At 65.3% G+C, this 26,572-nt stretch carries 24 protein-coding genes and 1 other RNA gene; 21 read left to right on the top strand and 4 right to left on the bottom strand.

The annotated features are described in order from the left end of the window. Positions 1 to 15: 15 nt before the first annotated feature. Positions 16 to 429, bottom strand: coding sequence for a DUF4112 domain-containing protein (locus B5D38_RS02300; protein WP_078706758.1), 414 nt, complete (start codon positions 427 to 429; stop codon positions 16 to 18). A gap of 108 nt (positions 430 to 537) precedes the next feature. On the opposite strand from B5D38_RS02300, the gene B5D38_RS02295 reads away from it, so the two are divergent. The 3 genes from B5D38_RS02295 (at position 538) to B5D38_RS02285 (ending at position 2,709) form a co-directional block, all read left to right on the top strand. Continuing rightward, on the top strand, positions 538 to 813 hold the full coding sequence (locus B5D38_RS02295; protein WP_078706757.1) for a hypothetical protein: 276 nt from the start codon (positions 538 to 540) through the stop codon (positions 811 to 813). A 163-nt stretch (positions 814 to 976) separates the two neighbouring features. Further along, a complete protein-coding gene (locus B5D38_RS02290; protein ID WP_165690762.1) occupies positions 977 to 2,239 on the top strand; it encodes a CHASE3 domain-containing protein in 1,263 nt (420 codons plus the stop codon). 17 nt (positions 2,240 to 2,256) lie between these two features. Next, positions 2,257 to 2,709 (top strand): response regulator, encoded by a 453-nt coding sequence (locus B5D38_RS02285; protein ID WP_165690761.1) that lies wholly within the window; start codon positions 2,257 to 2,259, stop codon positions 2,707 to 2,709. A gap of 21 nt (positions 2,710 to 2,730) precedes the next feature. Here the strand turns inward: B5D38_RS02285 and B5D38_RS02280 are convergent, their stop codons facing one another. The 3 genes from B5D38_RS02280 to B5D38_RS02270 form a co-directional block, all read right to left on the bottom strand. Continuing rightward, complete coding sequence (locus B5D38_RS02280) at positions 2,731 to 3,294, bottom strand: GNAT family N-acetyltransferase (protein ID WP_078706755.1); 564 nt, start codon at positions 3,292 to 3,294, stop codon at positions 2,731 to 2,733. Positions 3,295 to 3,306: 12 nt separating this feature from the next. Beyond that, entirely contained in the window at positions 3,307 to 4,497 is a 1,191-nt protein-coding gene (locus tag B5D38_RS02275) for a lytic murein transglycosylase (protein ID WP_078707075.1), read from the bottom strand. Positions 4,498 to 4,634: 137 nt separating this feature from the next. Further along, positions 4,635 to 5,387, bottom strand: a complete 753-nt coding sequence (locus tag B5D38_RS02270; protein ID WP_245318737.1) for a glycoside hydrolase family 25 protein — start codon at positions 5,385 to 5,387, stop codon at positions 4,635 to 4,637. A 427-nt stretch (positions 5,388 to 5,814) separates the two neighbouring features. Here B5D38_RS02270 and B5D38_RS02265 point away from each other — a divergent pair, with 427 nt between their 5' ends. The 18 genes from B5D38_RS02265 to ftsZ all read left to right on the top strand — a co-directional run bounded on the left by B5D38_RS02265 (position 5,815) and on the right by ftsZ (position 26,493). Continuing rightward, entirely contained in the window at positions 5,815 to 6,528 is a 714-nt protein-coding gene (locus B5D38_RS02265; RefSeq protein ID WP_078706754.1) for a J domain-containing protein, read from the top strand. Further along, positions 6,525 to 7,295 carry a peptidoglycan recognition protein family protein gene (locus B5D38_RS02260; protein WP_078706753.1) on the top strand — a complete coding sequence of 257 codons (771 nt, stop codon included), beginning with the start codon at positions 6,525 to 6,527 and terminating at the stop codon, positions 7,293 to 7,295. The genes B5D38_RS02265 and B5D38_RS02260 overlap by 4 nt, the downstream gene beginning before the upstream one ends. A gap of 33 nt (positions 7,296 to 7,328) precedes the next feature. Then, positions 7,329 to 7,768, top strand: an RNA gene (gene rnpB / locus B5D38_RS02255) — RNase P RNA component class A. 531 nt (positions 7,769 to 8,299) lie between these two features. After that, on the top strand, positions 8,300 to 8,761 hold the full coding sequence (gene mraZ / locus B5D38_RS02250; RefSeq protein ID WP_078706752.1) for a division/cell wall cluster transcriptional repressor MraZ: 462 nt from the start codon (positions 8,300 to 8,302) through the stop codon (positions 8,759 to 8,761). Beyond that, positions 8,758 to 9,789 carry a 16S rRNA (cytosine(1402)-N(4))-methyltransferase RsmH gene (gene rsmH / locus B5D38_RS02245; RefSeq protein WP_078706751.1) on the top strand — a complete coding sequence of 344 codons (1,032 nt, stop codon included), beginning with the start codon at positions 8,758 to 8,760 and terminating at the stop codon, positions 9,787 to 9,789. Before mraZ ends, rsmH begins: the two co-directional genes overlap by 4 nt. A 5-nt stretch (positions 9,790 to 9,794) precedes the next feature. Further along, positions 9,795 to 10,151: a cell division protein FtsL gene (ftsL, locus tag B5D38_RS02240; protein ID WP_078706750.1), complete on the top strand. Its 357-nt coding sequence runs from the start codon at positions 9,795 to 9,797 to the stop codon at positions 10,149 to 10,151. Further along, positions 10,148 to 11,878, top strand: a complete 1,731-nt coding sequence (locus B5D38_RS02235; protein WP_078706749.1) for a peptidoglycan D,D-transpeptidase FtsI family protein — start codon at positions 10,148 to 10,150, stop codon at positions 11,876 to 11,878. Before ftsL ends, B5D38_RS02235 begins: the two co-directional genes overlap by 4 nt. 72 nt (positions 11,879 to 11,950) lie before the next feature. Further along, complete coding sequence (locus B5D38_RS02230) at positions 11,951 to 13,402, top strand: UDP-N-acetylmuramoyl-L-alanyl-D-glutamate--2,6-diaminopimelate ligase (RefSeq protein ID WP_078706748.1); 1,452 nt, start codon at positions 11,951 to 11,953, stop codon at positions 13,400 to 13,402. Beyond that, positions 13,399 to 14,865 (top strand): UDP-N-acetylmuramoylalanyl-D-glutamyl-2,6-diaminopimelate--D-alanyl-D-alanine ligase, encoded by a 1,467-nt coding sequence (locus B5D38_RS02225; RefSeq protein WP_078706747.1) that lies wholly within the window; start codon positions 13,399 to 13,401, stop codon positions 14,863 to 14,865. Before B5D38_RS02230 ends, B5D38_RS02225 begins: the two co-directional genes overlap by 4 nt. Before the next feature lie 2 nt (positions 14,866 to 14,867). Beyond that, the gene (mraY, locus tag B5D38_RS02220; protein WP_078706746.1) at positions 14,868 to 15,959 is read left to right on the top strand and encodes a phospho-N-acetylmuramoyl-pentapeptide-transferase; all 1,092 of its coding nucleotides are present in this window, start codon (positions 14,868 to 14,870) and stop codon (positions 15,957 to 15,959) included. A 10-nt stretch (positions 15,960 to 15,969) separates the two neighbouring features. Beyond that, on the top strand, positions 15,970 to 17,364 hold the full coding sequence (gene murD, locus B5D38_RS02215; RefSeq protein ID WP_078706745.1) for a UDP-N-acetylmuramoyl-L-alanine--D-glutamate ligase: 1,395 nt from the start codon (positions 15,970 to 15,972) through the stop codon (positions 17,362 to 17,364). A 4-nt stretch (positions 17,365 to 17,368) separates the two neighbouring features. Further along, positions 17,369 to 18,523, top strand: a complete 1,155-nt coding sequence (gene ftsW / locus B5D38_RS02210) for a putative lipid II flippase FtsW (protein ID WP_078706744.1) — start codon at positions 17,369 to 17,371, stop codon at positions 18,521 to 18,523. Positions 18,524 to 18,616: 93 nt separating this feature from the next. Further along, positions 18,617 to 19,717, top strand: a complete 1,101-nt coding sequence (gene murG / locus B5D38_RS02205) for an undecaprenyldiphospho-muramoylpentapeptide beta-N-acetylglucosaminyltransferase (protein WP_116002564.1) — start codon at positions 18,617 to 18,619, stop codon at positions 19,715 to 19,717. Positions 19,718 to 19,754: 37 nt separating this feature from the next. Further along, a complete protein-coding gene (gene murC / locus B5D38_RS02200; protein ID WP_078707073.1) occupies positions 19,755 to 21,182 on the top strand; it encodes a UDP-N-acetylmuramate--L-alanine ligase in 1,428 nt (475 codons plus the stop codon). 390 nt (positions 21,183 to 21,572) lie between these two features. Further along, positions 21,573 to 22,496: a D-alanine--D-alanine ligase gene (locus B5D38_RS02195; RefSeq protein WP_078706742.1), complete on the top strand. Its 924-nt coding sequence runs from the start codon at positions 21,573 to 21,575 to the stop codon at positions 22,494 to 22,496. After that, on the top strand, positions 22,484 to 23,392 hold the full coding sequence (locus B5D38_RS02190; protein ID WP_245318734.1) for a cell division protein FtsQ/DivIB: 909 nt from the start codon (positions 22,484 to 22,486) through the stop codon (positions 23,390 to 23,392). The genes B5D38_RS02195 and B5D38_RS02190 overlap by 13 nt, the downstream gene beginning before the upstream one ends. Then, entirely contained in the window at positions 23,389 to 24,717 is a 1,329-nt protein-coding gene (gene ftsA / locus B5D38_RS02185) for a cell division protein FtsA (protein ID WP_078706741.1), read from the top strand. Before B5D38_RS02190 ends, ftsA begins: the two co-directional genes overlap by 4 nt. A gap of 123 nt (positions 24,718 to 24,840) precedes the next feature. After that, entirely contained in the window at positions 24,841 to 26,493 is a 1,653-nt protein-coding gene (gene ftsZ, locus B5D38_RS02180) for a cell division protein FtsZ (RefSeq protein WP_078706740.1), read from the top strand. Positions 26,494 to 26,572 lie beyond the last annotated feature (79 nt).

Raw genomic sequence — 26,572 nt, 5'->3', positions numbered from 1 at the left:
GCGGCCCGCCGGCGTTCACCGCCTTGGCGGCGTGATGTCCTTGGCCAGATGCGGACGCAGCTCGTCGAAATGGTCGAGGAGGATGTCCATGTTGCGCCGGTTCGCCTTGAAGAAGACGTCGAACACGTCGCCGAGCACGGGCACGGCGCCCACCGCCGCGTCGATCCCGATGTTGCCGATCATGCGCGCCAGCTTTTCCGGCGGCACGTTCATCTTGCGCGCCTCGTTGACCATGTAGAGCCCGACGAGACCGCCGGCGATATCGCCGACGCCGGGGATAAGGCCGATGACGGAATCGAAGCCGAACCGAATGCCGAGGATCGGGATGCGGACCGCCGTATCCATGGTGCGCGCGAGCATCGCCAGGCGGCGGAGCCGGCGAAGCGTTTCGGCGGCCTGAAAGTCCTGGTCGATGGAAGGGCGTGGCATTTGGGCAGCTCGCAACTCGGTTGCCGACGACCCATTCTTGCGTGGAGCCGTGGTAGGCATGGCGCCGCGAAAGCACTAGGATCGGCGTTTGGGAGGAGAACCGACGTCATGCCGCAGAGTTCCGCGAAGATGCCGAAGCTCGTGCGCTTCGTCTTGAAGAACGCCCTGATCGGCGTGGTGTTCGGCTGGGTTGTCGCCGCGCTGTTGCTCTATTTCGATATGGGCGGCATGGGCACTCGGATCGCCCACTCCCGCGACCCCATTCCCCCGCTCGTCATGCTTGCCATGGGCTTCGGCGTCACCTTCGGCTTCGGATATCTCGCCACCGCCGTCTGGTTCCTGCCATGGGACCAGGAGAGCTTCGACAAGCTCTTCAAGGAATAGCGAGGCCGCGGCTCTGGCGGCTTTCTCCAGGTCAACAATTCGGGTTGCGTAACGAAGGATTCACCCTTATCGCTTGAGCTCTGCTGATCGGGTGTCTCCAAAGTGGCTTTGTATGGCTCAAACTCGCGGGCTTGACGGTTTTTCGGGGTCCCGCCGAGCTGTGATGACAGCCAGCACGCTTTCGCGCTTGATCATCCTGGTGGTCTGCCTGTTCCTGGCGGGTATCATCGTCCTGCTGTTTCAGACCACCGCGGCTGAACAGCGCGCCCGTGAGCAGGCCGAGGCAACGACCCGCTCTCTTGTCATGTTGCGCCGCTCGCTCAGCATCGGGCTGGAAACGGAGACCGGTCAGCGCGGCTATCTCCTGACGTTGGAGCCGCGCTACCTCGAGCCTTATCTGCGGGGGCAGGACACTTGGCTCGCCGCCATTGACGAGCTGCGCCGTTCGCTCTCCCTGACCCCGGAACAAGCCGCAAAGGTTGACCGCATCCGCGAGCTTGCGCGCGAAAAGCTGAAGGAGGAGGCGGACACCATTGCTCTTGCGAAGCAGGGACGGGTCGAGGAGGCGATCGCCGTGGTTCGCTCGGACGCGGGCAAGAAGATCATGGACGAAATCCGCAATCTGACGATCGCTCTCGAGGAGGAGGAACAGACGCTGGTCACGCAGCGGCTGACCGAGGCTGCCGTCATCGAGACGCGGACTTGGCCTATCCTCTATCTCCTGGTGGGCGGCATTCTGGTCCTTGTGGTCATCGGCTTCTGGCTCGAGAAACGAAGCGCGCTTGCCGAGATGTCGGCGCATGAGGCCGATGCATTGCGTGCCGCCAGCGAGCGGTCGGACCTTTTGGCGCGCGAGCTCAACCATCGGGTCAAGAATCTCTTCGCCGTAATCCTGTCGATCGTGTCCTTGTCGGGACGGGGAGAGACGAACGTCAAGCGCGCCGTCGAGAAGATCAGCGACCGCATCCATGCCCTTTCCATTGCCCATGCCGTCAGCCAGGGGCAGCTGGAGGCGAAGACCGTTCCGCTCGCCGATGTCGTCAAGGCGACGATCGAGCCCTACTCCGAATCGGGTGCCGCGATATCCATGGACGGTCCCGATGTGGTGTTGCCGGTGCGCGCGATCACGCCCTTCGGGCTCTTCGTCCACGAACTGGCCACCAACGCCGCCAAATATGGCGCTTTGTCGGAGGAGGGCGGGCGGCTCGATATTTCGTGGTCGCTCGATGCGGAAGGCGCTGAGACGAAGGTGCGTTTCCTGTGGTGGGAATCGAGTTCCCGGCAGGTGCCCGAAAAGGCTCCCCTTGATGGTTTCGGCTCGCTGATGATGACGCAGTCAGCTCGCCAATTGAAAGGGCGCGGCGACCGCCGTTGGCACGAGAGCGGCATCGTCGCCGAGCTTGTCTTTCCCTTGTCCGAGTCATGACAGACGGGTTGTGTAAGATGTTGTGGTCGCCGTCGATTTATCTTCCCTCGCGGTTTCCGGCCGCTGCCTTCCGCGCCATGGCGCGGCTCGATGATCCCAAGTCGAAGGGGCTCAGCGAGAGGCGCATCCTGATCGTTGAGGACGAGGCGATGATCGCGCTGGATCTTGAAATGTCGCTCGAGGACGCGGGGGCGGAGGTCGTGGGGCCGGCGATGGACATCGAGACCGCGCTCGATTTGGCGACGGACGAGGACGATGAGATCGACGCGGCCATTCTCGATGTCGACATGCATGGCAAGGATGCTTTTGCCGTGGCCGAGGCTCTGGCCGCCCGGGGCGTTCCCTTCCTCTTCCACACGGGCCATGCCTCGCAGGCCGAGCTTCGACGTCGCTTTGGCGATGTTCCCGTCTGTATCAAGCCCACGCGCCATGACGTGCTGCTGCATCATCTGGCAAAACTGGTGGACTGATCCTGAAGCAGCGCCAGCCGCTCAAGCCGGCCTTCGCCGTGTCAGCAGAACCGCCGCTTCGCCCTGAAAATCAATGGTGCGCTCCTCGCCATAACCGAGGCGACGTGCAAGACGCAGCGACGGCGGGTTGTCGGGCGCGATGATGCAGACGCTGGCGGAATGGGGCGTTGCCTCGTCCAGCCAGGCGAGCGCGGCGGTCATGGCCTCTCGGGCATAGCCCTGTCCCTGGGCGGCAGGCGATATGATCCAGCCGGCCTCGGGTTGGCCGCTGATGGAGGGCGTCAGCGGCCGATGAAAGTCGCCGAAGCCAATGTCTCCGACAAAGCGTCCGCTGGCCCTTTCACGAACTGCCCAATAGCCGAAGCCTAGAAGTGGCCAGAGGCCGCGATAGCGCAGCATCCTGAACCAGCTTTCCTGGTCGGTGGAAGGTTTGCCCGAAATGTGGCGAACGATCGCCTCGTCGCGCCAGAGGGCGAGGAGCGCATCGAAGTCCTTGAGTTCATGAGCCTCAAGAATGAGCCGCGCCGTCTCGATACGCGGCGGCGCGACAGGGGGGAGGCGAGGGGCACGATCGGGGCGCCTCAATCGGAAGGCCGGTTACTCGGCCTGAAGCAGCGCGGGCGTCGGCCAGCCATCAGCCGGAAGCCCCAGCCGAAGCTGCTCCTGGCGCACAGCGGCTCGCGTGTTCTCGCCGAGAATGCCGTCGATGTCGCCGACATCATAGCCGCGCGCCGCGAACTTGCGTTGCAGCGCCTTCATCTGGTCGCCCGTGAGGCCCTGTTCAGGATTGCCGAAATCCACCGCCGGGGCGCCGTCGAGCCGCGTCGCGAAATAGGCGGCTGTCAGCGAATAGACCAGCGACTTGTTCCACTCCAGATAGACGTCGAAGTTCGGGAAGGCGAGGAAGGCCGGCCCCTTGCGCCCCATGGGCAGGATGATCGAGGCGGGCAGCGAGTCGTTCTCCAGGGGAGCGCCGTTCGCCTTGGTTACGCCGAGCGCGGCAAAGCTGGAACGCGGCTCCTTGGAGACGAGGGCCGCTCTGTCCCAGGGGAAATTCGCAGGAACGCGCACTTCCTCCAGCCAGGGCTGGCCGCCCTGCCAGCCGAGCGAGCGAATGAACTTGCCGGTCGTCGCCAGAACGTCCGGCACGTCGTTGCGAAGGTCGACCCGCCCGTTGCCGTCGGCGTCTGTGCCGTAGGCCAGATAATCCTCTGGAAGAAGCTGCGTCTGGCCGATTTCGCCCGCCCAGGCGCCCTTCATCTCGGACGGCGGCAGATCACCGCGCGCGAAAAGCTTGATCGCCGCGATGAGGTGGGGCCGGAAGATTTCCGGACGGCGGCAGTCGTGGGCGAGGGTCGCCAATGCCGAGAGCGTGTCGAAGTCGCCGAGGAACCCGCCGTAGTCGGTTTCCAGGCCCCAGAACGCCGTGATGACCGGCCCGGGCACGCCGGTTTCGGCCTCGACGCGGGCGAAGTTGCTCGCGTATTTTTGGAGCATCTGCTTGCCCTTGGCGAGGCGGTTGGCGTTCACCATGCGGGAGGAGAACTCCTTCCACGTCTGGGTGAACACGCCCTGGCCACGATCGCGCGACAGCACCTTCTGGTCGAGATGCATGCGCGAAAGCGCGTCCGTCACCTTGGCTTCGGGTACGCCCTTGGCCTCGGCCTCTGCGCCGACGCCCTGGAGGAAGGAGTTGAAATCGCCACCGCACGGCACCTGCTGGGCGGCGGACATGGAAACGCTCCCCATCATTGCGGCGAAGAGGGCGGCAAGACGCAAGGCATTCATTGGCGAAGGAATTCCCCTGAAAAACACGATTCGGGCAGCGGTCATGGAGGGATAAAGCGGCGTTTTGAAGAAGTCACGCCCGATTGTCGCCATCCGTCGCCCGGGGGAGACCACAGCCGCTATTCCGGTGCCCGCCCCTATCCCCATCCCCGTGCCCGCGCGCGAGTGGCCGCGCGCCATTTCGCCCAATCGGATTTCGAGCCGGCGAAGACGTTGCGATCCACCTCGCCGCCAATTCCTGGTACGGTGCCGGTTCCCGTCCACTGCCAGAAGCGGAAATCGCGTTCCTCGTAGACGTTGGCGGGGAAGTCCTTCACCGCCCTCAGCCAGAATTCATGGCCAGGGAAGGCACCCACCAGCCGTTCGCGGTGAACGTCGATCGGCACGTAGATGATCGGCCTGACGCCATAGTGGCGCTCAACCGTGTCGAGGAAATCCTTCATCTCGCGGACTAGCTCGTCGCGCGGCGGGCGGCGCGTGCAGGTCGGCGAGTCGGGCGTCCATTCCACATCGAGCACCGGAGGCAGCGCGTCGGGATCACGAGGCACGTTGCGGATGAACCAGTCCGCCTGCTCCTTTCCGGGCCGGCAGAAATAGAAGAAGTGATAGGCGCCGCGCGCAACGCCGGCGCGTCCGGCCGCCGCCCAGTTTTCCGCGAAGCGATCATCGACCCGGTCGCCGCCTTCCGTCGCCTTGAGATAGGCAAAGGCGATGCCGGCCTTCTTCGCCCGGTCCCAATCGATCGGACCCTGATACTTGGCGACGTCGATCCCGTGGACCGGGTAGTCGTAGACGGAGGCCGAGTGAAACTCCGTCAATCCGAGATTGCGCGCATCCATGGATGTCGAGGTGCACCCGGCGGCGAATGCGGCGATGACCACGGCTGCCATCGCCGAAGTCTTTCGCAGAAAGTTGCGAGACCTCATGCCGCGGTGTCGCGTTCCTTGTTTGGGAAAGCGTTCGATCGTCATGTTTGAGCCTGCGCCCCCTCGATGCGGCGCCAGAGCGCCGTTGCGGGAGCCAAACTCTGCCCGTCATGGTTAAATTTGCGTTGATGCGTCATTGTCCACTGGTCTGCCATCGTGCCCCCATGCATGTGGCGGATCTGCCGCCTTTCTTCTGGGTAATCGTGGCGACGGTGCGTCAAACCCTGCGCGAAACCGTGTCGGGGAGGGGCTGCGCGACGTTGGGCTGCCGCATGGTTCGCGCACGACGCTTGCTCTTCCTCGCACAACTTGAAAAAAGACGATGCTCGTCGAAAATCGAAGCGGGCCGATGTGAATCGGACGGCAGACTCGGCGAAGTTCGGAGCGAAGAATGAAGGCCCTCAGCAAGCTTACCGAGATCCTGCTCGCTCTGCCGGGGCAGGGCCGGGCAACGCTTGGCGCCGTGGTGGAGACGGTGCGCTCGGTGTTCGGCGGCGATCGCCAGACACGGCGCAGCGTCGCCTTCTCGATCGCCATGATCGCGCTCTCCGCGAAGATGGCGAAAGCCGATGGCGTGGTGACGCCCGCCGAGGTGGCGGCCTTCCAACAGATTTTCCACATTCCGGCGGACGAGATGCGCAACGTCTTTCGCCTCTATGACCTCGCCAAGCAGGATACGGCGGGCTTCGAGGCGTATGCGACGCGCCTTGCGGGCCTGTGCGAAGATGGTGAAAAGCAGTGCGCGCTTCTTTCCGACGTGCTCGACGGCCTGTTCCACATCGCCAAGGCTGACGGCTTCGTCCACGAGCGGGAGCTCGACTTCCTCGCTCGGATCGCCGAGATCTTCGGCCTCGATCCCGTGGATTTCGCCTCGCTCCGCGCCCGGCACACGGCAGGCGAAGGCCAGGATTACGCCATTCTCGGCGTGAACCCGGCCGAGCCGGTGGAGGCCGTGCGCCGCCGCTATCTGGCGCTTGTGCGCGAGAACCACCCCGACAGCCTCATCGCGCGGGGCGTGCCGGATGAGTTTCTGGCCATCGCCACCGAGCGCATGAAGGCGATCAACCATGCCTATGAGAATATTGTGAAGGCCCGAGCCGCATGACGCCCGACAGTCCCCTCGCAAGCGAAGTGATCGCCTCGCCCAACCATGACGAACGCCGCAGCGGCGCCCGGCTCGACACCATCATTCTCCACTACACCGGCATGGCCAATGCCGCCGCCGCCGTGGAGCATCTCGCTTCGCCGGAGAGTAAGGTTTCCTGCCACTACGTGGTTCATGAGGACGGCCACGTGCTCCAGATGGTGCCGGAAGCGCGGCGCGCCTGGCATGCGGGCGCCGGCAGTTGGCGGGGACGCGGCGACGTCAACTCCTTTTCCGTCGGCATCGAGATCGTCAATCCTGGGCATGAGTACGGCTATCGGCCGTTCCCGCCCAAGCAGATCATGGCGGTGGCTGAGCTATGTCGCGACGTCTCTGCGCGCCATGGGATTTCTGCCGAATCCATCCTTGCCCATTCGGACACCGCTCCGGCGCGCAAGCAGGACCCCGGCGAGCTTTTTCCGTGGGACGCGCTCTTCCGCGAAGGTGTCGGGCATTGGGCCGCGCCCGAGCCGCTGGGTGATGGGCGCCATTTCGGTCTTGGTGATCGCGGGCAGCCGGTGGAGGCTTTCCAGGCTCTGCTGGCCGCCTATGGATACGAGGTCGAAATAGACGGCAACTTTGGGCCGGCGACGCGCCTCGTCACGCTCGCCTTCCAGCGCCATTTCCGTCAGTCGCGCGTCGATGGCGTCGCCGACGCGTCCACTGTGACGACGCTCCACCGTCTTCTCGTCGCCCTGCCGAACTCTCCCTTCGCGTCTCGCGCTTGACAGGGCGCGCCTTGGCGGGGCACTGACGGGCCGCCAGCCGGCCGGGCGACCGCTTCCGTTCAATGTCGAAAGACGGCGGGAGAGGAAAGTCCGGGCTCCATGGAGAAACGGTGCCGGGTAACGCCCGGCGGGGGCGACCCCAGGGAAAGTGCCACAGAAATGAAACCGCCCCGCCTGTAGTGCGGCTGAATCGCCGGGATTGTCCGGTGCTGGAGCCGCAGTGCTGGCGGGGTAAGGGTGAAACGGTGGGGTAAGAGCCCACCGCGCGACTGGCAACAGGAGCGGCACGGCAAACCCCACCGGGAGCAAGACCGAATAGGAATGACGTGGCGGCCGCGAGGTCGTCAGCCTTCTCCAGGCCAGTCGTTCGGGTGGGTTGCTTGAGGCGCCGCGCAAGCGGCGTCCCAGAGGAATGGTCGCCGGTCAGCCGCAAGGCTGTCCCACAGAACCCGGCTTATAGGCCGGCTGGCATCTTTCTTGGTACACGACGACGATTTTGCGCACCGTGGGAGGACATGGGACGCGCCTTCCCACATGATCGCGGGCCCACGCCCAAACTTTTTTTTGCCAAGCCAAAAACAGTTCGGAAAGCTGAGCGTTTTCCTCGCCTTCGCTGTTGACTTTCAAGGGTGTTTTCCACGCGATCTGACGCAACGGCAGAGCATCGGGCGCCGTGCGGCGTCGGCTGCGAGCAAGTAAGGAAAACCTAACGTTAATAGGGCGTTAAGACAGTCGAATTATAAAGGACTGAAGCTCCCCGAACTGCCTCCGTGGGGGGCAATCCCATTGACGCCCAAGATGGCCCATGCTATCCCTTTTCACGTCATCGCAAGGGTCGTTCAGGCCCTTTTCAACAACAACCAAACGCACCTTCGAGGTGATCGAAGGCGGCAAGGCATTCCGCTTTGTGGGTGCCTCACGGGTAGCTGCGTGTCGTCAGTGGACCAACCGAGCGGGGGTGCAAATGTCGGGCGCGGTGGCCGAAGAAGCAGGTCTGGCTGTTGATGGACCGGTTTCTCTCCAACGCGGTCAACAATATCGATTCCAAGGGTCGTGTTTCCGTGCCGGCGATCTTCCGTCAGGTGCTGGCGCAGCGCGCCGACCCGCAGCTCTATGCGCTCCAGTCCATCGCGCATCCGGCGATCGACGTTGGGGGGATGGACCTTCTCCAGCGCTACGAGGATCGGATGAAGGCCGAGGACCCTTTCAGCGAGACCTTCGCGGACATGTCGCTCTTCACCTACGGCGACGGTGCATTTCTGAAGTTCGATTCGGAGGGGCGGATCACTGTGACCGATTTCATCCGCACTCACACCGGTATCACCGATCGCGTGGCGTTTGTCGGGCGCAACGATTTCTTTCAGCTTTGGGAGCCTTCCCAATTCGAGGCCCACAGGGCGCAGGCCCGTGCGCGTTTGGCGCGGCTGCACCTCAGCAAGGGCGTGTCCCAGAGTACACCGGAATGATGGCGGGTAACGGCGGGGGTGAGGCCCCTGTTGGTGGCGGACCTGTCCGCCACATTCCGGTGCTTTTGTCCGAGGTTCTTGATGCGCTCTCCCTGGAGGGCGGTGAGCAGGTCGTGGACGGCACCTTCGGGGCAGGGGGCTACAGCAGCGCCTTTCTGGCGCGTGGCGCCAATGTCCTCGGCATTGATCGTGATCCCGCGGCCATCGCCGGCGCCGCTGATCTGGTGGCCCGCTTCGCGCCTCGCCTGACCCTTGTGGAGGGGCGTTTCGGCGATCTCGATGCTCTCGTTGCCCGCGCCATCCGCGGCCCCGTCGATGCCGTGGTCCTCGATATCGGCGTCTCCTCCATGCAGATCGACGAGGCAGCGCGGGGCTTTTCCTTTCAGAAGGATGGGCCGCTCGATATGCGCATGAGCGGCAAGGGGCCTAGCGCAGCGGATGTCGTGAATCAGCTGAAGGTTTCTGACCTCGCCCGCGTCATCGGCATTCTGGGTGAGGAGCGTCATGCCGGGCGCATTGCCCGCGCCATCGACGCCCGACGCTCTGAGCAGTCTTTCGAGACGACACTTGATCTCGCTTCGCTTGTCGGCCGGGTGGTGGGACGCGCGCCCAAGGACCGCATCGATCCCGCGACGCGTACCTTTCAGGCGCTTCGGATTTTCGTCAACGACGAACTTGGCGAGCTTGCTCGCGCTCTCGTCGCCGCCGAGCATGTGCTTCGACCGGGTGGTAGGCTCGCCGTCGTCACCTTCCATTCGTTGGAAGACCGGATCGTGAAGCGCTTTTTCCGTGACCGTGCGGAGACAGCCGAGGGATCGCGTCATCTGCCGGCCGCTCATGTCTTGCCGGCCGTCTTCGAATCCGATCAAAAGGCCACCGCCGCGTCGCCGCGGGAAAGCGCGGAAAATCCCCGCGCCCGCTCGGCGAAGCTGCGCTTCGGTCGCCGAACCGAGGCGGCGCCCCGCGCCACGCCTCTTTCATTCTTCGATATGCCGTCACTTGCGGCTCTGCCTGGGTCGGGAGCCTGATCGCCATGTTGAGAACGCTCGATATTATCCTGATCGCGGTGATGATCTCCGCTGCCGCCTGGACCTACAAGATCAAGCACGAGGCCGAGGCGATCGAGGAGAAGGTCACGGTTCTCGACCGCCAGATCTCTCAGGAGCGCGAGACCATCGCCCTGCTTGAAGCCGATTGGAGCCTGCTCGATCAGCCGGATCGGCTCCAGCGTCTCGCCGACACCTTCTCCGCCGATCTCGGCCTGCAGGCCATGCGCCCAGACCAGATCGTCGAGCCCGACGAATTGCCGGCACCTCATATCGATTTTGTGCCCGACGCCACCAAGACCCTCGGCGGCTATGCCGACAGCAGCCGGAGCGCCGTGCGATGATCAACTTCATCAAGGAATGCCGCAAAGAGCCTGAGGACCTGCCGGCCAGCAGCTTCATGCTGGCCTCGAGGCGGCGCCGCGAGGTGGCGATGCCGCGTCATCGCGAGCGCTTCGTCATCGCGGTGGCCCTTTTCTGCGCCATCTATGTCGTCATCGGCGGGCGCATGGCTGTGTGGGGGGCCTTCCCGTCCGATGGAGGCGGCTACCGCTACGTTCCGAGCCAGATCATGGCGGCGCGCCCCGATCTGCTCGATCGCAACGGCAAGGTTTTGGCCACTGACATCAAGACGGCCTCGCTTTATGCCGAGCCGCGTCGCATCGTCGATGCCGACGAGGCGGCCGAGCTTCTGCTTTCCGTGCTGCCGGACCTCGACCCCAAGACGCTTCACGATCGCCTGTCGAGCAAGGCGGGCTTCGCCTGGCTGAGGCGCGAGCTGACGCCGCGCCAGCAGCAGGAGATCCTGAAGCTCGGCATTCCCGGCATCGGCTTCCGCACGGAGAAGAAGCGCTTCTATCCCGGCGGCCCCACCGCGGCCCATGTCGTCGGCCTTGTGAACATCGACAACCAGGGCATCGCCGGCATGGAGAAATATGTCGACGATGCCGGCTACAGCGCGCTGCAGAGCGCGGGGCTTGCCGTCGACACCGACCTCAAGCCGGTCAACCTTTCGCTCGATCTGCGCGTCCAGCACATCGTGCGCGACGAACTGGCCGCAGCGATGCAGCGCTATCGCTCGATCGCCGCGGGCGGCGTCGTCCTCAATGTCCGCACGGGCGAGGTTCTGGCCCTCGCGTCGCTGCCCGACTACGACCCCAACAATCCGGTGGATGCCCTCAAGAAGGAGAACCTCAACCGGATGTCGGCGGGCACCTTCGAGATGGGCTCGACGTTCAAGACCTTCACGACCGCCATGGCGCTCGATTCCGGGCTCGTGAAGATGACCGACAGCTTCGACGCCACGAAGCCGATCTACATCGGCGGCTTCCGCATCACCGATTTCCACGGCAAGCACCGGCCTCTCACCGTGCCCGAGGTCTTCATCTATTCCTCGAACATCGGTTCGGCGAAGGAGGCCGAGACGGTCGGCATCGAAGGCCACAAGGCCTTCCTGACCAAGATGGGCCTGCTCACCCGCATGCACACCGAGCTTCCCGAGGTGGCCACGCCCGGCCAGCCGAAGGAGTGGAAGCTGATCAACTCGATCACCATCTCCTACGGCCATGGCGTGATGACGACCCCGCTCCAGACGGCGGTGGCGGCGGCTGCCCTGATGAATGGCGGCTACCTCATTCCTCCGACCTTCCTTCCCCGTACGGAGGAGCAGGCCGCGGCGCTCGCCAAGCAGGTCGTGTCGAAGAAGACGAGCGATGAGATGCGCTATCTCTTCCGCTTGAACGTCGCCGATGATCGCGGCTCGGGCAATCTGGCCAACATCCCAGGGTACAAGGTCGGCGGAAAGACGGGAACCGCGAACAAGGTGGTCGGCGGCAAGTACTCCAACACCAAGAAGTTCAACGCCTTCCTCTCCGCCTTCCCGATCGATAACCCGCAATACGTCGTTCTCGTCGTCATCGATGAGCCGCAGCCCGAGCCCGGCAAGTACTACGCAACGGCCGGCATGAACGCCGCGCCCACCGTCGGCGCCATCATTCGGCGGGCAGCGCCGCTGCTCAAGGTGAAGCCGGATTTCGGCGACAGCGGAAAGTCCTTGCTCGTCTCATATTAGAGGCTAGAACGAGAGAGACCAAAGGCCGGCGCTTCTGTCGCCGGCTTTTCTCTGCAGCGTGGAATATGGTTAATGCGACTGTCTGATCTGTCCCAAGGCATCGCCGCCGAAACGGCTTTCGGCAACCTCGAGATCACGGGCGTCACCGCTGATTCGCGAAAAGTCGCGCCGGGTTTCCTGTTCGTCGCAGTTCCCGGCGCCAAGGCTAATGGCGTTACCTTTGTCGCCGACGCGAAGGCGCGGGGCGCCGCCGCCGTGCTGACGGACGAGGCGGCGACGATCGACGCCGGTCTGCCCGTCATCCCGGTACGCGACGTGCGCCGGGCGCTGGCGCTCATGGCGTCCCGCTTCTATGGCGAGCGTCAGCCGGCGACCATGGTGGCCGTCACCGGCACCAGCGGCAAGACATCGATTACCGCCTTCGCCCGCCAGATCTGGAGCGCGGCGGGATTTGCCGCCGCCTCCATCGGCACCACCGGCGTCGTATCGCCGAGCCGCGACGACTACGGCTCGCTCACGACGCCCGATCCTGTGGGCCTTGCCAAGCTGCTTTCCGAACTCGCGGAGGAGGGGGTGACCCACGCCGCGATGGAAGCGTCTAGCCACGGCATCGAACAGCGCCGGCTCGACGCGGTCCGGCTTTCCGCCGCCGCCTTCTCCAATCTCGGCCGCGACCATCTCGATTATCACGCGACGATGGAGGACTATTTCGCCGCCAAGATGCGCCTCTTCCAGACGCTCCTGCCCAAGGGCGCGCCGGCCGTCGTCTTCGCCGACGACCTGTGGTCCGATCTCGTGGTCAAGACCGCGGAGGCGAGCGGCGTCAAGGTGCTGACGGTGGGGCGCAAGGGCTCCTTCCTGACGTTGAAGCGCCTGGAACTGGAGCGCTGGCGCCAGATCGGCGAGATCGAGGCCGAAGGCGAGCTTCATCGCGTCGTTCTGCCGCTCGCAGGCGAGTTCCAGATGGCGAACGCGCTCGTCGCGGCGGGCCTCGCGATCGCCACCGGCGTGCCGGCCGCCAAGGCGCTCGCCGCGCTGGAGCATCTCAAGGGCGCGTCGGGCCGCCTCGATCTTGCCGGCACGACGCCGTCCGGCGTTCCGGTCTTTGTCGACTATGCCCACAAGCCGGAGGCGCTGGAGAACGTTCTTTCCGCTGTGCGTCCGTTCACGACGGGCCGCGTCATCGTCGTGTTCGGCTGCGGCGGCGACCGCGATCGTGGCAAGCGCCCGATCATGGGCGAGATCGCCGCGCGTCTCGCCGACATCGCCATCGTCACCGACGATAATCCGCGCACCGAGGACCCGGCGACGATCCGCGCCGCGATCATGGCCGCCGCCAGGGGCGCAACCGAGATCGGCGATCGCCGCGCCGCCATCCGCCATGCGGTGGCCGAGGCGCGGGCGGGAGATACTGTCGTCATCGCCGGCAAGGGTCATGAAAATGGCCAGACTATCGGCGAAGAGACGCATCCCTTCAGCGATCACGAGGAGGTTCGTGCCGCGATTGGGGAGGGTGGAAAATGAGCGAGGATCTTTGGGAAATCGGTGCTCTGGTCGCTGCAACAGGGGGGCGCCCCATTGGCGCCATGCCCTCGGTCGTCTCCGGGCTTTCGATCGACACGCGCACACTTCAGCCGGGTGATGCCTTCTTCGCCATCAAGGGCGATCGCTTCGACGGCCATGGGTTCCTGACGGCGGCGGTCGCTGCCGGCGCGTCCGTCCTCGTCGTCGCGGAGAAGAAGCTTCCGGCGCTTGGCCGTGTGCAGTCGCCGATGATCGTCGTCGACGACGTTCTGGTCGCGCTTGGCCGGCTCGCGGAAGCGGCCCGCGCGCGCTCCAAGGCGAAGATCATCGCCGTCACCGGCAGCGTCGGCAAGACCACGACCAAGGAAGCGTTGCGCCACGCATTGGCGGCCTCCGGTCCCGTTCACGCCTCCGCCGCCTCGTTCAACAATCACTGGGGCGTGCCGCTGAGTCTTGCGCGAATGCCGGCGGATGCCCGCTATGCCGTGTTCGAAATCGGCATGAACCATCCTGGCGAGATTCGCCCGCTGGTGAAACTTGTTCGGCCTCATGTCGCCATCGTCACGTTGATCGCGCCGGCCCATCTCGGCCACTTCCGCGATCTCGACGAGATCGCCGACGCCAAGGCTGAGATCTTCGAGGGGCTGGTGGTCGGCGGCACCGCGCTTCTCAATGCCGACGATCCGCAGAGCAGCCGTCTCGCCACGAAGGCGCGACAGGCGGGCGTGACGGCCATCCTTACCTTCGGCGAAAGCACTGGCGCCGACGTTCGCCTTACGTCCTTCACACCGGCGCCCGAGAGCAGCCGCATCAGCGCCCAGGTCGAGGGCGAGGAAGTGACCATCGCTCTGCCGGTGGCGGGGCGCCATACGGCGCAGAACGTTCTGGCCGTTCTGGGCGCCGCCAAACTGGTCGGCGCGGATCTCCAGGCGGCGGCGGGCGCGCTGGAGACTTGGCGCTCGGTCAAGGGGCGCGGCCAGCGCCATTCGATCTCGCTGCCCGCCGGTGGCTCGATGGTGCTCATCGACGATAGCTACAATGCCAACCCCGCCTCGGTTGCCGCGGCCATCGCCGTCCTGGGAGATGCACGCCCGACAGGCGAGGGACGCCGCATCGCCGTGCTCGGGGATATGCTGGAGCTCGGCGAACATGCGCCAGCTCTTCACGCCGGCTTGGCCGGCGCGCTGGCATCGGCAGGCCTCGGCAAGGTCTTCCTTGCCGGCGAGGCGATGAAATCGCTGGATGATGCCTTGGAAGGGCGCGTCGCCTGCGAATGGCACGAAAACACCAAGGACCTGGCGGCGAGCCTCGTGCCGCAGTTGCGCTCCGGCGACGTGGTGCTGGTCAAGGCCTCCCTGTCCATGGGGTTCGGAAAGATCGTCGAACGGCTTCTCGCGGCCGGCTCGCCGGAAAAGGAAACGGCGAGCGAAGAAGGTCCGGCCGACGCGGCCGGAAAGGCCTGAGAATGCTGGCATACCTTGGCCTACTGAGCGATCAGTTCCCGGCCTTCAACGTGTTCCGCTACCTGACGTTTCGCACCGGTAGCGCGATCATCACGTCGTTCATTATCGTGTTCCTGTTCGGGCCGACGATCATCGCCGCGTTGCGGTTGCGTCAGGGCAAGGGCCAGCCGATCCGGGCCGACGGCCCGCAGACCCATTTCAAGAAGGCCGGAACGCCCACCATGGGCGGGCTGATGATCATGTCCGGGGTGCTGGTTTCGATCGCGCTCTGGGCCGATCTCACCAGCATCTATGTCTGGATGGTGCTGATGGTCACGGTCGGCTTCGGGCTGATCGGCTTTTATGACGACTACCTGAAAGTGACCAAGCAGAGCGACAAGGGCTTTTCCGGCAAGGCGCGGCTGGCGCTGGAGTTCCTGATCGCCGGCGTCGCAGCCGTGGTGATGATCTGGATCGGCATGCGCGGCACGGGCTCGTTCTCGACGTCGCTGGCCTTTCCCTTCGCCAAGCGGCTCCTCGTCGATCTCGGATGGTTCTACGCCGCGTTTGCCGCCTTCGTCATGGTGGCTTCCGGCAACGCGGTGAACCTCACCGACGGGCTGGACGGCCTCGCCATCGTGCCGATCATGATCGCCACGTCCGCCCTCGGCCTCATCGCCTACCTCGCCGGCAATGTGAACTTCGCCAACTACCTTCAGATCCACTATGTCGCCGGCACCGGCGAGTTGGCGGTGCTATGCGGCGCCGTGATAGGGGCCGGGCTTGGCTTCCTCTGGTTCAATGCCCCTCCGGCCGCGATCTTCATGGGCGACACCGGCTCGCTCGCCCTCGGCGGCATGACGGGAGCCATCGCTGTCGCCACCAAACACGAGGTAGTGCTGGCCATCATCGGCGGGCTCTTCGTCGCTGAGGCGCTGTCCGTCATCCTCCAGGTCGCGTCCTTCAAGCTCACGGGCAAGCGCATCTTCCTGATGGCGCCCATCCACCACCATTTCGAAAAGCTCGGCTGGACCGAGAGTCAGGTCGTGGTCCGGTTCTGGATCATCGCATTCCTGCTCGCCTTCCTTGGTCTGTCGACGCTGAAGCTCAGATAGGGCCCGTTTCATGATCCCTGCCTCATCGCTTTCGGGCAAGAAGGTCGCTCTGTTCGGCCTCGGCGGTTCGGGCCGCGCCACCGCCCACGCCCTGATCGAGGGCGGCGCGGACCTCGTCGTGTGGGACGACAGCCCCAACGCGGTGGCTTCCGCCGCCGCCGAGGGCATGCGAACCAGCGACCTCAAGACCTTTGACTGGACAGGCGTTTCGGCCCTTGTCCTGTCGCCCGGCGTGCCGCTCACCCATCCGAGGCCCCATTGGGCCGTGGATATGGCAAGGGCCGCCGGCGCCGAGGTCATCGGCGATATCGAGCTTTTCGCCCGCGAGCGGCGGTCCCTGGCGCCGCGCGCGCCCTTCGTCGCCATCACCGGCACCAACGGCAAGTCGACGACGACCGCGCTCATCGCCCACTGCCTCAAGGCCAATGGCCGCGACACCCAGCTCGGCGGCAACATCGGCGTCGCGGTGCTGACGCTCGATCCGCCGGCGCCCAACCGCTTCTACGTCGTCGAGTGTTCGTCCTATCAGATCGATCTCGGTCCCTCGCTGAAGCCGACTGTCGGCATTCTCCTCAATGTCACCCCCGACCATCTCGATCGACACGGCACCATCGAGAACTACGCGGCCATCAAGGCGCGCCTGGTGAAGGGCGCCGAGACAGCCGTCGTCGGTGTGGACGACGGCTTCTGCCGGGCGATTGCCGGCGAGATCGAGAGCGCGGGCGGGCGCGTCGTGCGCATCTCGAAGGAGAAGGTGCTGGAGGACGGTGTCTTCTTCGACGGCAAGAGCGTGGTGCGCCGCCGCCCAGGCGTGGGCGATATCACGTTCTCGCTCGAGGGCATCGGCTCGTTGCGGGGCCGGCACAACGGCCAGAACGCGGCGGCCGCAGTTGCCGCCCTGGAGGCGCTCGACCTGACCAACGAGGAGATCGCGGCGGGCCTTCGTTCCTTCCCCGGTCTGGCGCATCGCATGGAAGAGGTCGGCCGCGTCGGCCCCGTCCTCTTCGTCAACGATTCCAAGGCGACAAACGCCGATGCGGCGGCTCCCGCTCTCGCGACCTTCCCGAAGATCCACTGGATCGCCGGCGGCCTGCCCAAGGCGGGCGGCATCACCTCGCTCGGCGAGTTTTTTCCGAGAATTGCGAAGGCCTATTTGATCGGCGAGGCGGCCCCGGCGTTTGCCGCCACTCTTGGTGAACGAATTCCTTACGAAATATCGCATACTCTCGATGTGGCGGTGGAGCACGCGGCGCAGGATGCGGCGCGCACAGGCGAGGAAGAGGTCGTTCTCCTTTCGCCCGCTTGCGCCAGCTTCGATCAATTCCGCAACTTCGAGGTTCGTGGTGCCGCCTTCCGCGAGGCGGTTGGTCGACTGAAGGGCGTCGAGATCTTCCAGAAAGGCTGAACCCATGGCGAGCCGAGCAGATCGTGGCATTGTGAGCGAGTGGTGGTGGACCATCGACCGCTGGTTTCTGGCCGCGTTCCTGGCCCTCATGGTGGCGGGCGTGGTGCTCTCCTTTGCGGCGAGCCCGCCGGTGGCCGAGCGCATCGGCCTCGAGCCCTTCCACTTCGTCAAACGTCACGCGTTCTTTCTTATTCCTGCGGTCGTGACCATGCTCGGCTGCTCGATGTTGACGCCGCGCGGCGTTCGTCGCGCCGCCCTTGTGATCTTCTGCGTCTCGCTGGTCATGATGGTGCTGACGCTGTTCATTGGCACGGAGATCAAGGGCTCGCGGCGCTGGTTCGATCTTGGCGCGCTGTCGATTCAGCCGTCCGAGTTCATGAAGCCTGCCTTCATCATCCTGTGCGCGTGGCTCTTTGCCGAGCGGGCGCGCCGACCCGATATTCCCGGCAACTTCTTCTCCATCATCCTGCTCTTCGTCGTCGACGCGCTTCTCGTCGCCCAGCCCGACCTCGGACAGACCCTCTTGATCACCGCGACCTGGGGCGGCCTCTTCTTCATGGCCGGGATGCCCTGGCTGTGGATCGCCATTCTGGCGGTGCTCGGCGTCGTCGGCGGGGCGTCGGCCTATCTCGTCTTCCCCCACGTCGCCAGCCGTATCGACCGCTTCTGGACGGGCGAGGGCGACACTTTTCAGACCGACACGGCGCGAGAGGCCATCATGCGCGGCGGCTGGCTCGGTCAGGGGCCGGGCGAGGGCACGGTGAAGCGGCTTCTTCCCGATAGTCATACCGATTTCGCCTTTTCGGTGCTCGCCGAGGAGTACGGAATCATCGCCTGCATGATCCTCGCCTCCGTCTTCTGCTTCATCGTCGTGCGTGGCCTTTCCATTGCTCTTGGCCAGCGCGATCCGTTCTCTCGGCTGGCGGTGTCGGGCCTGGTGTTCCTCTTCGGTCTGCAGTCGATCATCAACATGGCGGTGAACCTTCAGCTCATGCCCGCCAAGGGTATGACGCTGCCGTTCATCTCCTACGGCGGCTCCTCCATGATCGCCGTCGCCGTCAGCGCGGGGTTCATTCTGGCGCTCACCCGCAAGCGGCCGGAGAACGCCTCCCAGACCGATCGGCTGGTGCAACGCACCGCAGCTTATCACGGCGCCTGAAGGTCAGCCTCTAAGCGACTCTCGCGCTTATCGAAACACTCGCGAAGGTGGGGCGATCCTGAACCCCCGACGCCGGAGCCTTGAATGCCCAGCCTGACACTTGGTCCGATCCTGCTTTCAGCCGGCGGCACTGGCGGCCATCTTTTCCCCGCCGAGGCCCTCGCGCACGAACTGAAGGCGCGCGGAGCCTCCGTGCATCTCGTCACGGACGACCGCGTCGGCCGGTTTTCCACGAACTTTCCGGCGGACGCCATCCACGTCATTCGCTCGGCGACTTTCGCCTCCAAGGCGCCCATGGCCGTCGCGGTGTCCGCCCTCAGGCTCTGGAGCGGCTATCGGCAGGCCAAGGCGCTGATCAAGCAGCTGAAGCCGGCTGCCGTCGTAGGGTTCGGCGGATACCCGACCGTGCCGCCGCTGCTTGCCGCCGCGCGTTCGGGCGTTCCGACCATCGTGCATGAGCAGAACGCGGTGATGGGCCGGGCCAACCGCTTCCTCGCCGGGCGGGCGGACCGCATCGCCGCCGGGTTCCCGCAGAACCAGGCCGATCCCGCCTGGACCTCCAAAACGGTGGTGACGGGCAATCCGGTGCGCCCGGCCGTGATCGCCGCCGCCGGGGTGCCCTATGTGCCGAGCAAGGACGGCGAGCCGTTCAACCTCGTCGTCTTTGGCGGCAGCCAGGGCGCGCGCTTCTTCTCTGAGGCGATGCCGGAGGCGATCGGCTTTCTGCCGGAGGCGCTCAAGGCCCGCCTCGTCGTTTCCCAGCAGGCCCGCGCGGAGGATGAAGCCGGGGTCCGCGCCTTCTATGAGGGGGCGGGGATCAAGGCCGAGGTGGCGCCCTTCTTCTCCGATATGGCGGCGCGCATCGGCGCGGCCCATCTCGTCATCTCGCGCTCCGGCGCCTCCACGGTTTCGGAAGTCGCGGTCGTCGGTCGCCCCGCCGTCCTCGTGCCCTATCCTTACGCCCTCGATCATGACCAGGCGGCCAACGCCGCCCGCCTGGAGGAAGCCGGCGGCGCCATCGTTGCGCCACAGGCGTCCCTCACTCCCGAGCGGATCGCCGCGCTCATCACGGAGATCGCGACCGATGCGGCGCGCGCCTCCACGATGGCGGCTGCTGCTCGCTCCACCGGCATTCCCGATGCGGCGCGGTTGCTTGCCGATCTCGTAGAGTCTATCCCCGCGTCCGGAAAATAATCCGGTAGGATTTGAAGGAAGTTCAGCCATGAAGACGATGAAGATACCGCGCAGTATCGGCCCGGTTCATTTCATCGGCATCGGCGGTATCGGCATGAGCGGCATCGCCGAGGTGCTGGTCAAGCTCGGCTACACCGTCCAGGGCTCCGACCAGTCGGAGAACGTCAACGTCCAGCGCCTGCGCGGGCTCGGCGTCAGCGTGGCGGTGGGCCATGCGGCGGAGAACCTCGGCAAGGCCGAGGTCGTCGTCGTCTCGTCGGCCATCAAGCGCTCCAATCCGGAGCTGGTAGAGGCGCGTGAGCGGCTTCTGCCCATCGTCCGCCGCGCCGAGATGCTGGCCGAGCTGATGCGTTTCCGCCAGGCGATTGCCATCGGCGGCACCCATGGCAAGACCACCACGACCTCGCTGGTCGCCACGCTTCTCGATGCCGGTGGCCTCGACCCGACAGTGGTCAATGGCGGGATCATCAACGCCTATGGCACCAATGCGCGCATGGGCGAGGGCGATTGGATGGTGGTTGAGGCCGACGAGTCGGACGGCACCTTCCTGAAACTGCCGGCGGATGTCGCCGTCGTCACCAACATCGATCCGGAGCATCTCGACCACTACGGCACGTTCGACAAGGTGAAGGAGGCTTTCCGGGCCTTCGTCGAGAACGTGCCGTTTTATGGCTTCGCCGTGATGTGCCTCGACCATCCCGTCGTGCAAAGCCTCGTCGCCGAGATCGAGGATCGGCGCATTATCACCTATGGCGAGACCATCCAGGCCGACGCGCGCTTCGGCAATGTGGAGACGGACGGCCCGCGCTCGACCTTCGACGTGACCATTCGCGACCGCGTCACCGGCGAGACCGAGGAAGTGACCGGACTGACGCTGCCGATGCCCGGCATCCATAACGTCTCCAACGCCACGGCGGCGGTCGCTGTGGCGCATCGGCTCGGCATCCCGGCCGACGCCATTCGCAAGGGGCTCGCGGGGTTTGGCGGCGTCAAGCGCCGCTTCACCTTCACCGGCAGCTCGGGCGGCGTCGACGTCTATGATGATTATGGGCATCACCCGGTGGAAATTCGCGCGGTCCTCGCCGCGGCCCGCCGGTCCGCCAAGCGCCGTGTCATTGCGGTCGTCCAGCCCCATCGCTTCTCCCGCCTGCAGAGCCTTTTCGCCGAGTTCGCGGCGTGCTTCAACGATGCCGACGCGGTGATTCTGGCCCCCGTCTACGCGGCCGGAGAGGACCCCATCGACGGCGTCGATTCCCAGATGCTGGCCGAGCGCCTGAAGCTCGGCGGCCATCGCGACGTCAAGCTCATCGACGGACCGCAGGAGCTTGCTCCCCTGGTTCATCGCATGGCGGAATCCGGCGATCTGGTGGTGTGCCTCGGCGCCGGCTCCATCACGACCTGGGCCTATGCCCTGCCGAAGGAGCTGGATGCGCTCGCCACGGCCGCCGCTGCGGCCGAGGCCTGAGACGCGATCACCACCATGGCCGGTGAACGCCGGCCGTGGCACATTCCCGAGCGGTGGCATCTGGCAACGTCGTCCATCGCCGCGGCAACGGCGCCATCATGTCGCCGTTTGACGATGCTCCCTATTCTCTACCGTTGAGATCCCGACAGCGGTCCGCCTGAAGAGGCGGCGGAGCATTGGGCGGCCGCGCGCCGCCTCCTCGCCTGGCCGAGGGGCCCATGCGTTTTCAATGGGATGCCGAGGTAGTTTCCCAGACTTAAGAAGTCAGCTTCGCACCGGGATCAGCCCTTACAACTTCTTGCGATGGCCTCCTGCGGTTAACGACTGTTTAACCATCGGGAGGCAATGAATGGTGGTGTCACCCTCCAAGAAGGTCGGGATCCACGGTCGATGGCCACGCATGTCGCAGTCTTGATGGGCGGTTTTTCCTCGGAGCGGGCGGTCAGCCTTGCGTCGGGGGAGGCGTGCGCCCTTGCACTGGAAGCCGAGGGCTTCGCGGTGACGCGTGTCGATGTCGATCACGCAATTGCCGAGCGGCTCGCGGCTCTGAAGCCCGATGTCGCCTTCAACGCCCTTCATGGGCCATTCGGTGAGGACGGCACCATCCAGGGCATTCTTGAATTCTTGCAGATTCCCTACACCCATTCGGGCGTGTTGGCGTCCGCCCTCGCGATGGACAAGCAGCGGGCGAAAATCGTCGCGAGCGCGGCGGGCGTTCCTGTGGCTGAGGCGAGGGTCATGCACCGCCTCGAGGCCGCGAAGGCCCACGCCCTGACGCCGCCCTACGTCGCCAAGCCGGTGAAGGAAGGCTCGAGCTTCGGCGTTCTCATCGTCAAGGAGGATCAGCTTGAGCCGCCGCAGGAGCTCTATCGTGATGACTGGCCCTATGGCGACATCGTCATGGTGGAACGCTTCGTTCCTGGCCGGGAATTGACCTGCGCTGTCGTCGGCGATGAGGCTCTCTCGGTGTGTGAGATCATCCCCGAGGGCCACTCCTTCTACGATTACGATTCCAAATATGTGGCCGGCGGCTCGCGGCACGTGATCCCCGCGGCCATTCCGTCGGAGGTCGCGGACAAGGTGCGCGCCTGGTCGCTCGCGGCGCACAAGGCGCTTGGCTGCCGGGGCGTGAGTCGTTCGGATTTTCGCTACGACGACCGCGAGGGCGCCGGTGGCGAGATCGTCTGGCTGGAGGTCAACACCCAACCGGGCATGACACCGACCTCTCTTGTGCCGGATATCGCCCGCGCCGAAGGGCGTTCCTTCGGTGAACTTTTGTCCTGGATGGTGGGAGACGCGTCATGTCAGCGGTGATGCCTTCTCTCGATTTTGATGCCGATGGCCGCGCGGGCCGCATCGTCCGCCGTGTGTCCATGCTCGGACGCCGCGTCGCCTCCCTTTCGGAGGGACTGAGTGGCTGGCCGGCGCCGCGCTTCATGACCATTGCTGCCGTGATGCTGGGGGCCACGGGGCTTTACGGCATGGTGATCGGCGGCCACACGACGACCGTTGTCGACAGCCTCGCCCAGCCAATGGGTTTTGCCCTCGATACGATCAATGTGTCCGGCAATCGCGAGACGACCGAGATCGACGTGCTTCAGATCCTCTGGGGCACGGGTTCGCAAAGCCTCGTTTCGCTCGATCCGGATGCGGCGCGCCAGGCGCTGGAAGCCATGCCGTGGATCGAGGCGGCGGCGGTGAAGAAGGTCTATCCCGACCGGGTGGACATCACGCTGACCGAGCGCCAGCCTTTCGCTCTCTGGCAGCGCGACCGCGACCTGTTCATCGTCGATCGCGAAGGGCGCGAGATCGTGCCTTATGCCGGCAGCCGTTTTGCGTCGCTCCCGCTGGTCGTTGGTCGTGGCGCGGAGAAGACCGCCGCCGAGCTGCTCGACACGCTCGATGCACTTCCCGGCCTCAAGGCCCGTACCAAGGCGTTCATCCGCGTCGGTGATCGGCGCTGGGACCTTCGGCTCGACAACGGCATCACCATTCGCCTGCCGGAGAAGGACCCGGTCGAGGCCGCCGCCGAGGTCATGCGCATGGACCGAGAGGAGGGATTGCTGGAGCGTGACATTCTCTCGGTCGACATGCGTGTCGAGGACCAGATGATCATCAAACTGACCCCCGATGCGGTCGTGCGCCGCAATGCCCGGTTGAAGGAGCGCGACAAGCTGATCAAGCAGCGCCAGAAGGAGAACAAGGTATGAGCCCGTTCTCCCGTCGCCGTTCGTCTTCCCTGCCTCGGCTCGCCGGTCTCACGCGCCGGTCCCGCACCGTGTCCGTGCTCGACGTCGGCAGCTCCAAGATCACCTGCCTCATTGCGCGGCTGCGTCCGCGCCAGGAGTCGGAGATCCTGCCGGGCCGGACCCATGAAATCGAGGTGGTCGGCGTCGGCCACCAACGCTCGCGCGGCGTCAAGTCCGGCGTCGTCGTGGATCTGGCGGCGGCCGAGCAGTCGATCCGCCACTGCGTCGACGCCGCCGAGCGCATGGCTGGCTTGACCATCGAATCGCTCATCGTCTCATTGACGGCGGGGCGCCTGAAGAGCCTGAAGGGTTCGGGAGAAACCGTCGCCGCCGGCGAGACGATCGATTCCGCGGATGTGAAGCGGGCATTGGGGCGCGCCGCCCAGGTGCCGCTGGAGGATGGACGCCTCATCGTTCATTCGCTGCCCTTCGACATGAGCCTCGACGGCGAGGCCGGCATCGAGAATCCCGAAGGCATGGTGGGAAGCCGCTTCAGCGCCCATCTCCATGTGCTGACAGCGGAAGAGACCCCGCTGCGCAATCTCGAGGCGGCGGTCAACCGTGCGAATCTCTCGGTAGAGGCATTTGTCGCCACGCCTTATGCCAGCGGCCTGTCCACGCTTGTGGAGGACGAGGCGGCCATGGGCTCGGCCTGCATCGACATGGGCAGCGGCTCGACCACGATCGCCATCTTTCAGGCGGGGCGCTTCGTCTATGCCGATTCGATCGCGCTCGGCGGAAATCACATCACAATGGATCTGGCGCGGGGACTTTCGATCAGCCCCGAGCAGGCTGAGCGTGTCAAGGTCATGCACGGTTGTGCTCTGAGCGAACTGATGGATGACACGCAGATGATTCAAATCGCGCCTCTGGGAGAGGAGGGGCGGGACGTTCCGATCAACGTCGCGCGCTCTCTTATTTCCCGTATCATTCGTCCGCGCGTCGAGGAGACGTTCGAGCTGATCCGCGATCGCCTGGCCGCGTCTGGCCTTGGCCACGTCATCGGAAAGCGCGTCGTTCTCACCGGCGGTGCGTGCCAGCTCGCGGGGCTTTCCGACACTGCCCGCGCGATCATGCAGCGCAACGTCCGGCTGGGCCGGCCGCTCGGCGTGGCGGGCCTCAGCGCGGCGAACAAGAGCCCCGCCTTCGCGACCTCGGTGGGCCTTCTGATCTACCCGCAGGTCGCGGCCAGCGAACGCTTCGCGGATTCCGCGGCAGCGGGGCTGGTCTTCGACGACAGAAGCCGGCTTGGGCGCTTCGGCACCTGGCTGCGTCATAGTTTTTGAGAATCAAGAGTTCGGGGCAGAGCTCGTCAGCCTTCCCCACCCGTAGCGAAACGCCGCACGCGGCACCCATGAAAAGCACCACGGCCGGCGCGGCGAGGCGGCCATCGCAAGAGGAACACTGAAATGCCCATCAACTTCGCAAAGCCGGACATCACGGAGCTGAAGCCCCGCATCACCGTCTTCGGTGTCGGTGGCGGAGGATGCAACGCGGTCAACAACATGATCAACGCCGGCCTGGAAGGCGTTGAGTTCGTCATCGCCAACACGGACGCGCAGGCGCTGCGTTCCTCGCGGGCCGAGCGCATCATTCAGATGGGCGTGGCCGTGACCGAGGGCCTCGGCGCCGGTTCGCAGCCCGAGGTTGGCCGGGCCGCCGCCGAGGAGTCCATCGACGAGATCTGCGATCACCTTCTCGGATCGCACATGTGCTTCGTCACCGCCGGCATGGGCGGCGGCACGGGCACGGGCGCGGCTCCGGTCGTTGCCCGCGCGGCACGTGAAAAAGGTATACTGACGGTCGGCGTCGTCACGAAGCCCTTCCACTTCGAGGGTCAGCGCCGCATGCGCATCGCTGATCAGGGCATCGACGAGCTGCAGAAGAATGTCGACACGTTGATCGTCATTCCGAACCAGAATCTCTTCCGCATCGCCAACGACAAGACGACCTTCGCCGATGCCTTCGGCATGGCCGACCAGGTGCTCTATTCGGGTGTGGCCTGCATCACCGACCTCATGGTCAAGGAGGGCCTCATCAACCTCGACTTCGCCGACGTGCGTTCGGTGATGCGTGAGATGGGCAAGGCCATGATGGGCACTGGCGAGGCGTCCGGCGATGGCCGCGCGCTGGCCGCAGCCGAGGCCGCGATCGCCAACCCGCTCCTCGATGAGACGTCGATGAAGGGCGCGCAGGGTCTCCTGATCTCCATCACCGGCGGCCGTGATCTCACGCTGTTCGAGGTGGACGAAGCCGCCACGCGCATTCGCGAAGAAGTGGATCAGGATGCCAACATCATCCTCGGCGCGACTTTCGATGAGAACCTCGAAGGCATCATCCGCGTCTCCGTCGTGGCGACCGGCATCGACAAGGCTGCCAATGAGATCTTCGATCGCCCGGTCGAGATCCGCGGTCATGTGAAGGCGACACCCGCCGCCCAGCGCGCTCCGCAGGCGGCCGGTCAGGCCCCGGCCGCGCCTCAGCCGGCGCCCCAGGCTCAGCCTCAGCCCATGCCGGCGGTCGCCGCCGAACCCGCGCCCGCCGCTCGCGTAGAGCGTCAGCCCGTCCACGAGCAGCCGATGGCGCATGACATGCCTGAGGTCGAGGACGATTTCACCGCCGCCTTGGAAGCGGAAATGGCCGAGATCAAGCCTGAGCGTGTGATGCCCGCTTCGCGTCCCGCCGCCCAGGCGCCGCAGGCCCCGCAGATGCGTATGCCTCAGGTTCAGGATTTCCCGCCGGTCGTTCAGGCTCAGCTGGAGCGCCATGGCCACGAGACCCGAGCTGACGCGGCGCATGACGAGCGTGGTCCGATGGGGCTCCTGAGCCGCCTGACGAAAGGCCTTTCTCGTGGCGGTGGAGAGGAGGCCGCGCCGCATATGGAAGCGCCGCGCGCCCCCCGTCCGGCCGAAGAGCGCCGTCCGGCTGAGCCGCAGCATAATCCCTATGCCCCGCGCCGCGCCGCCGCCGATTCGGCTGCCCGTCCTGTGTCCCAGTCGCGGCCGATGAGCGAGGACGAGCAGCTGGAAATTCCGGCTTTCCTCCGCCGTCAGGCAAACTGAATGTGACTGTTGCTGAATTACAACGTGTGCCGCCGGTCCTTTGGGCCGGCGGTTTTATATCTGCTGCGCTCAACTTCGC

It is taken from the genome of Consotaella salsifontis, from assembly GCF_900167365.1.
GTDB lineage: Bacteria > Pseudomonadota > Alphaproteobacteria > Rhizobiales > Rhizobiaceae > Consotaella > Consotaella salsifontis.
This window is presented reverse-complemented; position numbering and strand designations above follow the sequence as displayed.

What these genes read in the sequence shown, in the direction of transcription:
- mraY (WP_078706746.1), top strand. Translation starts at nt 14,868, where the DNA reads ATGCTGGCATACCTTGGCCTACTGAGCGATCAGTTCCCGGCCTTCAAC.
- B5D38_RS02285 (WP_165690761.1), top strand. Translation starts at nt 2,257, where the DNA reads ATGTTGTGGTCGCCGTCGATTTATCTTCCCTCGCGGTTTCCGGCCGCT.
- murD (WP_078706745.1), top strand. Translation starts at nt 15,970, where the DNA reads ATGATCCCTGCCTCATCGCTTTCGGGCAAGAAGGTCGCTCTGTTCGGC.
- B5D38_RS02265 (WP_078706754.1), top strand. Translation starts at nt 5,815, where the DNA reads ATGAAGGCCCTCAGCAAGCTTACCGAGATCCTGCTCGCTCTGCCGGGG.
- B5D38_RS02195 (WP_078706742.1), top strand. Translation starts at nt 21,573, where the DNA reads ATGGCCACGCATGTCGCAGTCTTGATGGGCGGTTTTTCCTCGGAGCGG.
- ftsW (WP_078706744.1), top strand. Translation starts at nt 17,369, where the DNA reads ATGGCGAGCCGAGCAGATCGTGGCATTGTGAGCGAGTGGTGGTGGACC.
- B5D38_RS02300 (WP_078706758.1), bottom strand. Translation starts at nt 429, where the DNA reads ATGCCACGCCCTTCCATCGACCAGGACTTTCAGGCCGCCGAAACGCTT.
- B5D38_RS02270 (WP_245318737.1), bottom strand. Translation starts at nt 5,387, where the DNA reads ATGGCAGCCGTGGTCATCGCCGCATTCGCCGCCGGGTGCACCTCGACA.
- B5D38_RS02260 (WP_078706753.1), top strand. Translation starts at nt 6,525, where the DNA reads ATGACGCCCGACAGTCCCCTCGCAAGCGAAGTGATCGCCTCGCCCAAC.
- B5D38_RS02290 (WP_165690762.1), top strand. Translation starts at nt 977, where the DNA reads ATGACAGCCAGCACGCTTTCGCGCTTGATCATCCTGGTGGTCTGCCTG.
- ftsZ (WP_078706740.1), top strand. Translation starts at nt 24,841, where the DNA reads ATGCCCATCAACTTCGCAAAGCCGGACATCACGGAGCTGAAGCCCCGC.
- B5D38_RS02190 (WP_245318734.1), top strand. Translation starts at nt 22,484, where the DNA reads ATGTCAGCGGTGATGCCTTCTCTCGATTTTGATGCCGATGGCCGCGCG.
- ftsA (WP_078706741.1), top strand. Translation starts at nt 23,389, where the DNA reads ATGAGCCCGTTCTCCCGTCGCCGTTCGTCTTCCCTGCCTCGGCTCGCC.
- B5D38_RS02230 (WP_078706748.1), top strand. Translation starts at nt 11,951, where the DNA reads ATGCGACTGTCTGATCTGTCCCAAGGCATCGCCGCCGAAACGGCTTTC.
- ftsL (WP_078706750.1), top strand. Translation starts at nt 9,795, where the DNA reads ATGTTGAGAACGCTCGATATTATCCTGATCGCGGTGATGATCTCCGCT.
- B5D38_RS02225 (WP_078706747.1), top strand. Translation starts at nt 13,399, where the DNA reads ATGAGCGAGGATCTTTGGGAAATCGGTGCTCTGGTCGCTGCAACAGGG.
- B5D38_RS02275 (WP_078707075.1), bottom strand. Translation starts at nt 4,497, where the DNA reads ATGAATGCCTTGCGTCTTGCCGCCCTCTTCGCCGCAATGATGGGGAGC.
- B5D38_RS02235 (WP_078706749.1), top strand. Translation starts at nt 10,148, where the DNA reads ATGATCAACTTCATCAAGGAATGCCGCAAAGAGCCTGAGGACCTGCCG.
- mraZ (WP_078706752.1), top strand. Translation starts at nt 8,300, where the DNA reads ATGGACCGGTTTCTCTCCAACGCGGTCAACAATATCGATTCCAAGGGT.
- B5D38_RS02295 (WP_078706757.1), top strand. Translation starts at nt 538, where the DNA reads ATGCCGCAGAGTTCCGCGAAGATGCCGAAGCTCGTGCGCTTCGTCTTG.
- rsmH (WP_078706751.1), top strand. Translation starts at nt 8,758, where the DNA reads ATGATGGCGGGTAACGGCGGGGGTGAGGCCCCTGTTGGTGGCGGACCT.
- murC (WP_078707073.1), top strand. Translation starts at nt 19,755, where the DNA reads ATGAAGATACCGCGCAGTATCGGCCCGGTTCATTTCATCGGCATCGGC.